Source organism: Acidovorax sp. HMWF018, from assembly GCF_003061035.1.
Lineage (GTDB): Bacteria > Pseudomonadota > Gammaproteobacteria > Burkholderiales > Burkholderiaceae_C > Acidovorax > Acidovorax delafieldii.
Window position 1 is genome coordinate 32,657 of the sequence record NZ_QAIM01000123.1, and the last position, 8,686, is coordinate 41,342.

7 protein-coding genes are annotated in these 8,686 nt (G+C 67.9%); 4 read left to right on the forward strand and 3 right to left on the reverse strand.

From position 1 onward, the window contains the following. The 3 genes from DBR23_RS30290 to recG form a co-directional block, all read right to left on the reverse strand. On the reverse strand, window positions 1–863 hold an 863-nt coding region (locus DBR23_RS30290; protein WP_233250273.1), incomplete at its 3' end, for a M20/M25/M40 family metallo-hydrolase. Between the two features lie 156 nt (window positions 864–1,019). Continuing rightward, window positions 1,020–1,985: a LysR substrate-binding domain-containing protein gene (locus DBR23_RS04750; protein ID WP_108497468.1), complete on the reverse strand. Its 966-nt coding sequence runs from the start codon at window positions 1,983–1,985 to the stop codon at window positions 1,020–1,022. A gap of 41 nt (window positions 1,986–2,026) precedes the next feature. After that, window positions 2,027–4,186: an ATP-dependent DNA helicase RecG gene (gene recG / locus DBR23_RS04755; RefSeq protein WP_108497469.1), complete on the reverse strand. Its 2,160-nt coding sequence runs from the start codon at window positions 4,184–4,186 to the stop codon at window positions 2,027–2,029. A gap of 110 nt (window positions 4,187–4,296) precedes the next feature. Here recG and DBR23_RS04760 point away from each other — a divergent pair, with 110 nt between their 5' ends. The 4 genes from DBR23_RS04760 to DBR23_RS04775 form a co-directional block, all read left to right on the forward strand. Further along, entirely contained in the window at window positions 4,297–5,577 is a 1,281-nt protein-coding gene (locus DBR23_RS04760) for an HD-GYP domain-containing protein (protein ID WP_056065324.1), read from the forward strand. Between the two features lie 3 nt (window positions 5,578–5,580). Further along, complete coding sequence (locus DBR23_RS04765; protein WP_108497470.1) at window positions 5,581–6,540, forward strand: 1-phosphofructokinase family hexose kinase; 960 nt, start codon at window positions 5,581–5,583, stop codon at window positions 6,538–6,540. Between the two features lie 90 nt (window positions 6,541–6,630). Next, the gene (queA, locus tag DBR23_RS04770) at window positions 6,631–7,794 is read left to right on the forward strand and encodes a tRNA preQ1(34) S-adenosylmethionine ribosyltransferase-isomerase QueA (RefSeq protein WP_108497471.1); all 1,164 of its coding nucleotides are present in this window, start codon (window positions 6,631–6,633) and stop codon (window positions 7,792–7,794) included. Then, window positions 7,791–8,686 (forward strand): DMT family transporter (locus tag DBR23_RS04775; RefSeq protein WP_108497480.1); only part of this gene is annotated, 896 nt, incomplete at its 3' end. The genes queA and DBR23_RS04775, both read left to right, overlap by 4 nt.

Consider the following 8,686-nt stretch of genomic DNA (forward strand, 5'->3'; position numbering starts at 1 on the left):
GCAAAGGTGGTGCGCAGCGCGCCCGAGCCCTTCTCGGCCACCACCGCAGGATATTTGCTATCGAGCACGATGTTGTACTCAGGCAGCGAGGTCTTGGCGCGGTAGTACTTCATCGCGTCGCCACCGGTTTCTTCGGTGGTTTCGATCATGAGTCGGATGGTGCGCGCCAGCGGCAAGCCGCTGTCCTTGACGGCTTTCATCGCAAACAGCACCGTGGCGATGGAGCCCTTGTCGTCAATGGAGCCCCGGCCATACAGGTTGCCGCCCACGCGGGTCAGCTGGAAGGGGTCAAGCTTCGTGCCATCGTCCAGCACCCATTCGTCGGCCACCACGGGCACCACGTCGGCATGGGTGAGGATGCCGAATTCTTCGGGGCCACTGCCGGGCAGCTTCACTTCAAAGATGCGGTTGTCCACGTTGCGGTATTGCAGGCCGAAGTCGCGCGCCATGCCTTCCACCAGGGTGCCAAAGGCAATGATGGCCGGGTCTTCATGCGGCGGCACCTTGGCAGACCGCACGGTGGGGATGGCTACCATCTTCGCGGTGGCATCGATCACGGCCGCCTGGTTGCGCAGGCGGTTGTGCAGGCCCAGCAGTCGGCTGATGTTGACCAGGTCATCGCCCGCCAGGGGCTTTTTCGCTGCATATGCAGCCACGGGGGGTTGCAGCTCGGGCTGCATCTGCGCGGCCAGCGCCAAGAACTGGCGGAAGTCCGCCGCCGCCGCTGCGCTGGGCGTGGCCGCGATGCGGTCGAGTGCGGGCTTCTTCAGCGTGGCGGCCGTGGTCGCCGTGGTGGAGGGGGGAATGGACGAGCACGCAGTCAACACGGCGGCCAGGGTGGCGGTCAGCCAGAGCTTCTTCATGGGAACCTTCTGTAGAAAGCGGGGCGCAGCCGGACGATAGTCTACGGACACTGCGCAACATGCATGCCCCAGCTGCACAGACCAGGTCGGCCAGCGCAGGGGCGGCGCGAGTGTAGCGCCGATTCCCCGTGGCAAAAACGCGGCCGCAGGGCCGGTTCAGGACAGGCGGTTCACGCCTGGCAGCTCGCACGCATAGATGGCGTTGCGCAGGGCGGCAATGGCTTCGTAGCGCGTGAAGCTGCGGCGCCACGCCAGCACCACGCGGCGCACGGGCGGCGGGCCACCGTCTTCCTCACGGATGGGCAGGTAGCGGATGTAGGTCTCGTCGCTCTTGCGGCGGCGCGACACCGTGAGCAACGCATCGCGCGGCACCGACAGGCGTGGCACCAGCGTCACCCCCATGCCGGCGGCCACCATGTGCTTGATGGTCTCCAGCGACGAGCCCTCAAACGACTTGCGGATGCCCTCGGCGTTGCTCGCAAAGCGCGCGAACTCGGGGCACACCTCCAGCACATGGTCCCGGAAGCAATGGCCCGCCCCGAGCAGCAGCATGGTCTCGTTTTTCAACTCGGCAGCCGTGACGGACTTCTTGGCCGCCAGCGGGTGCGTGCTGGGCACGGCCGCCATGAAGGGCTCGTCATACAGCGGCGCCATGGCCAGGCCTGTGTCGGGGAAAGGTTCGGCCAGGATGGCGCAGTCGATCTCGCCCGTGCGCAGCATCTCCAGCAGCTTGACGGTGAAGTTCTCCTGCAGCATCAGCGGCATCTGCGGGGTGCGCGTGATGGACTGGCGCACCAGCTCGGGCAGCAGATAGGGCCCGATGGTGTAGATCACGCCCAGCGTGAGCGGCCCGGCCAGCGGGTCCTTGCCGCGCTTGGCGATTTCCTTGATGGCCGCCGCCTGCTCCAGCACGCTTTGCGCCTGGCGAACAATGTCCTCGCCCAGCGGGGTCACCGTGACTTCGCCCGCGCTGCGCTCGAACAGCTTCACGTCCAGCTCTTCTTCCAGCTTCTTGATGGCCACCGAGAGCGTGGGTTGCGACACATAGCAGGCGTCGGCCGCATGGCCAAAGTGCTTCTCGCGGGCCACCGCAACGATGTACTTGAGTTCGGTGAGGGTCATGGTGTGTTCCTGCGGGCCACGTCAGTGTCGTTCTGAGCGTCTCATGCCTTGAGATAGTCCGATTTTCCACCCAACCAGCGCGCCACGTGTTTTGCGGCCAATTCCGGGTAGCGGTCCAGCATCTGGGGGGCCAGCTCGCGCGCCCATTCCAGCAGATGGGTATCGGTCGCCAGGTCGGCAAACCGCAGCAGCGCATCGCCCGACTGGCGGGCGCCCAGAAACTCGCCGGGGCCGCGGATTTCCAGGTCGCGCCGGGCGATCTCGAAGCCATCGTTGGTTTCGGCCATGGCGCGCAGGCGCTCCTTGGCGGTTTCGCCCACGCGGCCGCTGTCGTTGGTGGCGTACAGCAGCACACAGGCCGAGGCCGCCGCGCCGCGCCCCACGCGGCCGCGCAGCTGGTGCAATTGCGAGAGGCCAAAACGCTCGGCATGTTCAATGACCATGAGCGAGGCGTTGGGCACGTCCACGCCCACCTCGATCACCGTGGTACTGACCAGCACGCCCATCTGACCACTGGTGAAGAGCGCCATCACGGCCTTCTTCTCAGCGGTGGGCATGCGCGAGTGCAGCAGGCCGACCATGCAGCCCGGCAAGGCCTCGCTCAGGTCGGCGTGTGTGGCGGTGGCGTTGGAGAGGTCCAGCGCCTCGCTCTCTTCGATCAGCGGGCACACCCAGTACACCTGCCGCCCGGCCTCCACCTGCGCGCCGATGCGTTCGATCACTTCGTCCTTGCGGCTGTCGGCAATCAGCTTGGTCACGATGGGCGTGCGGCCTGGCGGCAGCTCGTCGATCACCGACACGTCCAGGTCCGCGTAGTAGCTCATGGCCAAAGTGCGCGGGATGGGCGTGGCGCTCATCATGAGCATGTGCGGCTCCATGCCGTGGGCCGCCAACTTTTGCCGCAAGGCCAGCCGCTGCGCCACGCCAAAGCGGTGTTGCTCGTCGATGATGGCCAGCGCCAGGTTCTTGAACTGCACCTGGTCCTGGATCACGGCGTGCGTGCCCACCACCAGCGCCGCCTCGCCGCTGGCCACCAGCGCCAGCATGGCAGTACGGTCCTTCTTCTTTTGCCCGCCCACCAGCCAGGCCACTTTGCGGCCGTGTGCGGCCAGCAGCGGTTCGAGCCAGCCGATCATCTTGGCAAAGTGCTGCTCGGCCAGGATTTCGGTGGGTGCCATCAGCGCGCACTGCCAGCCCGCGTCCATGGCCAGGCAGGCGGCCAGGGCCGACACCACGGTTTTGCCCGAACCCACATCGCCCTGCAGCAGACGGTGCATGGGCACCTGGCGGGCCAGATCGGCCGCAATCTCTTCGCCCACGCGGCGCTGGGCCGCCGTTAGGTCAAACGGCAATACGCCCATCAACTGTTCGTGCAATGGCAAGGCGCCGTCGGCACTGCGCCGGGGCCGCAGCACCGGCGCGCGCAGCATGTCGCGTTCGCGCCGCGACTGCTGCTGCGACAGCTGCTGGGCCAGCAACTCCTCGGCCTTCAGGCGCTGCCAGGCGGGGTGACTGTGGTCCTCCAGCGTGGACAGCGCCACATCGGGCGTGGGATGGTGCAAAAAAGTGAGCGCCTCGCGCAAGCTGAACCTGCGCTGCAGGCCATTGGGGCCATAAACCCGGGCCATCGGTGGCTCTGTGCCGGGTGGCAGGGTGTCCGACAAATCCACCCGCGTCAGCGCACTGACGACGGCCCGGCGCAGGTAGGGCTGGGGCAGTCCGGCGGTGGTGGGGTAGACGGGCGTGAGAGCGGCGGGCAACTCGCCACCCGCCACGCGGAAGGCCGGGTGCAGCATCTGCCGCCCCCAGAAGCCGCCTTTGACCTCGCCCCGAATGCGCAGGCGCGCGCCCACGGCCAGGGTCTTCTGGTGCGACGGGTAGAAGCTGAAAAAGCGCAGCTCACAGCTGCCGGTGTCATCCTCTACCTGCACCAGCAGCTGGCGGCGGGGGCGCAGTTGCACCTCGCTGGCAGTGACCGTGGCCTCGATCTGCACCGTTTGCCCGTCGCGCGCGTTGGCCAGCGGGGTGATGCGGGTTTCATCCTCATAGCGCAAGGGCAGGTGCAGGGCCAGGTCGATATCGCGGCGCAGGCCCAGTTTTTGCAATGCCTTCTGCGCCACCGAGGCCGCACCCTGGCCACGCGCTGCCGGGACGGCGGACCGCGCAGTGGGTTTGGCGGGAGCAGGGGCGGCAGCGGGCATGGGGAGCAATTTGCTAGGGAAAACGAGCGGAGATCGCAGCCTGAAAAGGCTACCATGGTTACCATTGCTAACGCCTGATCACGGCGTGTTTTCGAGTCCGGGGCCCCGTCATGCTCAAGCGCATTCAAATCCAACACCTGACCCTGGGCATGTACCTGCACGAGTTTTGCGGCTCGTGGATGGAGCACCCCTTCTGGCGGGCCAAGTTCCTGCTCAAGGACCCCAAGGACCTCGCCCGCATCCAGGCCACCGCCATTCAGGAAATCTGGATCGACACCGACAAGGGCCTGGATGTGGCCGCAGGCACGGCGTCGATGTCGCGCGAAGAGGTGGATGCGCAGATCGAGACCGACTTCAGCCGCCTGGAGGACCTGCCCCCCATCAAGGTGACGCTGCCTTCACCCCCTCCTCCCCCCAAGCGGGACCGCCAACCGGCGGACATGCACAGCGAACTGAGGATGGCCGCCGCCATCTGCGTCAAGTCCAAGGAAGCGGTGGTCTCGATGTTCAACGAGGCCCGCATGGGCCGCGCAGTGGACTCGGCCAGTGCACAGAGCCTGGTGGAAGAAATCTCCGACTCCGTCACCCGCAACCCCGGCGCACTCATCAGCCTGGCGCGGCTGAAGACGGCCGACGACTACACCTACATGCATTCGGTGGCGGTGTGCGCGCTCATGGTGGCCCTGGCCAAGCAGCTCAAGCTCAAGGACGACCAGCAGCGGCTCGCTGGCATGGCAGGCCTGCTGCACGACCTGGGCAAGGCGGCCATCCCGCTGGCAGTGCTCAACAAGCCCGGCAAGCTCACTGACCAGGAGTTCACCGTGGTGCGCAGCCATCCGGTGGAGGGCTACCACATGCTCAAGGAAGGCGGCAACGTGCCCGACGCCGTGCTGGACGCCTGCCTGCACCACCATGAAAAGGTGGACGGCTCGGGCTACCCTGACAAGCTGCAGGGCGAAGGCATCAGCGTGATCGCCCGCATGACGGCCATCTGCGACGTATATGACGCCATTACCTCCGACCGGCCCTACAAGCGCGGCTGGGACCCGGCCGAGTCGTTGCGCCGCATGGCCGAGTGGACCAGGGACCACTTTGACGCACGCATCTTTCAGGCGTTTGTCAAAAGCATCGGCATCTACCCCGTGGGCTCGCTGGTGCGGCTGACCTCGGGCCGCATCGGCATCGTGACTGAGCAATCGCCCACCGCGCTGACCACCCCCATCGTCAAGGTGTTTTTCTCGACCAAGTCCGACCTGCGCATTCCGCCCGAGGTGGTGAACCTGGCCGCCCCGGACTGCAACGAGAAGATCGTGGCACGCGAAGACCCCGAGAAGTGGCGCTTTCCCGACCTGGACGAGCTGTGGTCCGGCTTCTCCGACAAGGTCTGGTAGCCCATGCCTGCACTGATCATCACCCTGACGCTCAACCCCGCCCTCGACCTGGCGACCACCACCGACCACGTGGCCCCCACACACAAGCTGCGCTGCGGCCCGGTGCGGCGGTTTGCGGGGGGCGGCGGCATCAACGTGGCGCGGGTGCTGCACCGCCTGGGCGCGGACGTGAGCGCGTGGGCACTGGCGGGCGGCGCGGCGGGCGCCCAGGTGCAGCAGTTGCTGGCCGGCGAGGGTGTGCCCACGCGGCTGCAGCGCATTGCGGGCGACACGCGCGAGAACTTTTCGGTGGTCGAGACCAGCACGGGCCAGGAGTTTCGGTTTGTGCTGCCCGGCCCCATGCTGCAGGCCAGCGAGTGGCAGGCCTGCCTGGATGCGCTGGCTACCCACACTCCGCCACCCCGCTGGCTGATTGCCAGCGGCAGCCTGCCGCCTGGCACGCCGGACGACTTCTACGCCCAGCTGGCGCGCGCCGCATCCGGCCGGGGCGTGCGGGTGGCCGTCGACACCTCGGGGCCGCCGCTGGCGGCGGCATTGCAGGCCGGGGTGGCGCTGGTCAAACCCAGCCTGCGCGAGCTGCGCGACCTGTTGCAACAGCCCCTGGAACAGGCGGCCGACTGGTGCACTGCCGCCCAGTCGCTGGTGCGCAGCGGCGCCGCCGACACCGTGGCCCTGTCGGTGGGCGAGCAAGGCGCCGTGCTGGCCACGCGGGAGGGGGTATGGCAGGCGCCAGCGCTGAACGTGCCCGCTACGACCGGCACCACGGGCGCTGGGGACTGCTTTTTGGCGGCACTGGTCTGGGCGCTGGACCGGGGCGATGCGCCTGCCGAGGCGCTGCGCTGGGGCGTGGCCGCAGGCGCTGCCGCCTTGCTGCATCCGGGCACCACCCTGGCCCAGGCCGATGACGTGCAACGGCTGGTGCACAGCGTACCGGCACCGGTGGCATTCACCACCTCGCCCTAGCACCGCGCCTGCAGGGGCTGCAGCCCCGTGGGACAATCGCGCCTTCCGCAATTTTTACCTTGGCACGGGCCCGTTCGGCCCTCAAGCACGATGACTGATCTCTCCAGCGGCGCAACCAGTGCGCCCCTCGCCTCCGGCGGCCCTTCCACGCCCCGCGTGTTCACCCTCAGCGATTTCGACTTCTCGCTGCCCCCCGAACTCATTGCGCAGCACCCCGCGCCCGAGCGCAGCGCCTCGCGCCTGCTCGATGGCCGCGCCATGCAGCCGGCAGACCGCATCTTTCGCGAGCTGCCCGGACTGCTGCGCGAGGGCGACCTGCTCGTATTCAACGACACGCGCGTGGTCAAGGCGCGCATCTTTGGCGAGAAGGCCAGCGGCGGCAAGCTGGAGTTGCTGATCGAACGCGTGCTGCCCGTCGAGGCTGGCAACCCGGGTAACGAAGTCGTGGCCCACATGAAGGTCAGCAAGAAGCCCCTGCCCGGCAGCGTGGTGCACATGGCCGGTGGCCGCAAGGCGGGCGGCTTTGACGCGCAGTTGCTGGGCCGCTGGCCCACCGAGGACGGCCCGCTGTTCCGCTTTGCGCTGCACGGCCCCGCAGGCGAGTCGCCCTGGGAACTGATGGACCGCCACGGCCACCTGCCGCTGCCGCCCTACATCGAGCGCCAGCAAAACACCGACCACGACCCCGACGAGGCCGAGGACAGCCAGCGCTACCAGACCGTGTTTGCCCGCAACCCCGGCGCCGTGGCCGCGCCCACGGCCGCGCTGCATTTTGACGAGGGCGTGCTGGCCGATCTGGCCGCACGCGGCATCGAACGCGCCAGCGTCACGTTGCACGTGGGCGCAGGCACCTTCCAACCCTGCAAGACCGAGAACCTGGCCGAGCACCAGATGCACAGCGAGTGGTACGAGATTCCGCTGGCCACGCTGGCCGCGCTGGAGCGCTGCCGCCAGCGCGGCGGCCGCGTGGTGGCCGTGGGCACCACCACCGTGCGCACACTCGAATCCTGGGCGAAGACGGGCCAGGCCTCTGGCGACACCAACATCTTCATCACACCGGGCTTTGCATTCCAGGTGGTGGATGTGCTGATCACCAACTTCCACCTGCCCAAGAGCACGCTGATGATGCTGGTGAGCGCGTTTGCGGGTTATGCCCACATCATGGGCCTGTACCGGCACGCCATTGCGCAGCAGTACCGCTTCTTCAGTTATGGCGACGCCATGCTGCTGGAGCGTGCGCGCGGCACGCCGTGAGTTCCTCAGGCCCTGCGCCGTCGACCAGCCCTGCAGCCCGCCGGCGTGCGGCGCTGGCGGGCATCGCGCTCGCCGTCACAGCCTGCGCGTTCTTTGCGCTGCTGGACACCGCGAGCAAGCTGGTCAGTGTGGGTGTGCCCATCGTCATGGCGCTGTGGATGCGCTATGTGTTCCAGTCGCTGCTGACCACGGCCTTCGTGCTGCAACGGGCGGGGCGCCCTGCCCTGCGCACCACACAGCCCCGCTTCCAGGCCTTGCGCGGCGCGCTGTTCGCCATGACCAGCCTGTTCGGCTTCATCAGCCTCACGGCCCTGCCGCTGGCGGAGTTCACGGCCATCGTGGCCACGGTGCCGCTGTGTGTGACGGTGGTGGCGGCCCTGTGGCTGCACCAGCCGGTGAGCCCTTTGCGCTGGCTGCTGGTGGTGGCGGGCCTGGCGGGCACGCTGGCCATCATCCGGCCCGGCGGTGAGGCCTTCACCTGGGCGCTGCTGTGGCCGCTGTGCATGCTGGCTGCGGGCACCGGCTACCAGGTGCTGAGCAGCAAGATGGCCGGGCACGAGAGCCCCGCCACCACGCAGCTCTACACCAGCTGGATCGCCACTGCGCTGGTGTCGCTGGGCGTGCCGTTCTTCTGGCAGCCGGTGAGCGACCCGTGGCTGTGGGCCGGCATGTTCACCATGGGCCTGTCGAGCGCGGTGGGCCACATGCTGCTGCTCAACGCCTATGCGCGCACCACGCCAGTGACGATTGCGCCGTTCCTGTATTCACAGATCGGGTTTGCCATGCTGGCGGGCTGGCTGGTGTACCGCCATGTGCCCGATGCGTGGTCGATGGCGGGCATTGCGGCCATCGTGCTCAGCGGCGCGGCCAGCGCCTGGCTGACCGTGCGCGA

What these genes read in the sequence shown, in the direction of transcription:
- DBR23_RS04765 (WP_108497470.1), top strand. Translation starts at nt 5,581, where the DNA reads ATGCCTGCACTGATCATCACCCTGACGCTCAACCCCGCCCTCGACCTG.
- queA (WP_108497471.1), top strand. Translation starts at nt 6,631, where the DNA reads ATGACTGATCTCTCCAGCGGCGCAACCAGTGCGCCCCTCGCCTCCGGC.
- recG (WP_108497469.1), bottom strand. Translation starts at nt 4,186, where the DNA reads ATGCCCGCTGCCGCCCCTGCTCCCGCCAAACCCACTGCGCGGTCCGCC.
- DBR23_RS04750 (WP_108497468.1), bottom strand. Translation starts at nt 1,985, where the DNA reads ATGACCCTCACCGAACTCAAGTACATCGTTGCGGTGGCCCGCGAGAAG.
- DBR23_RS04760 (WP_056065324.1), top strand. Translation starts at nt 4,297, where the DNA reads ATGCTCAAGCGCATTCAAATCCAACACCTGACCCTGGGCATGTACCTG.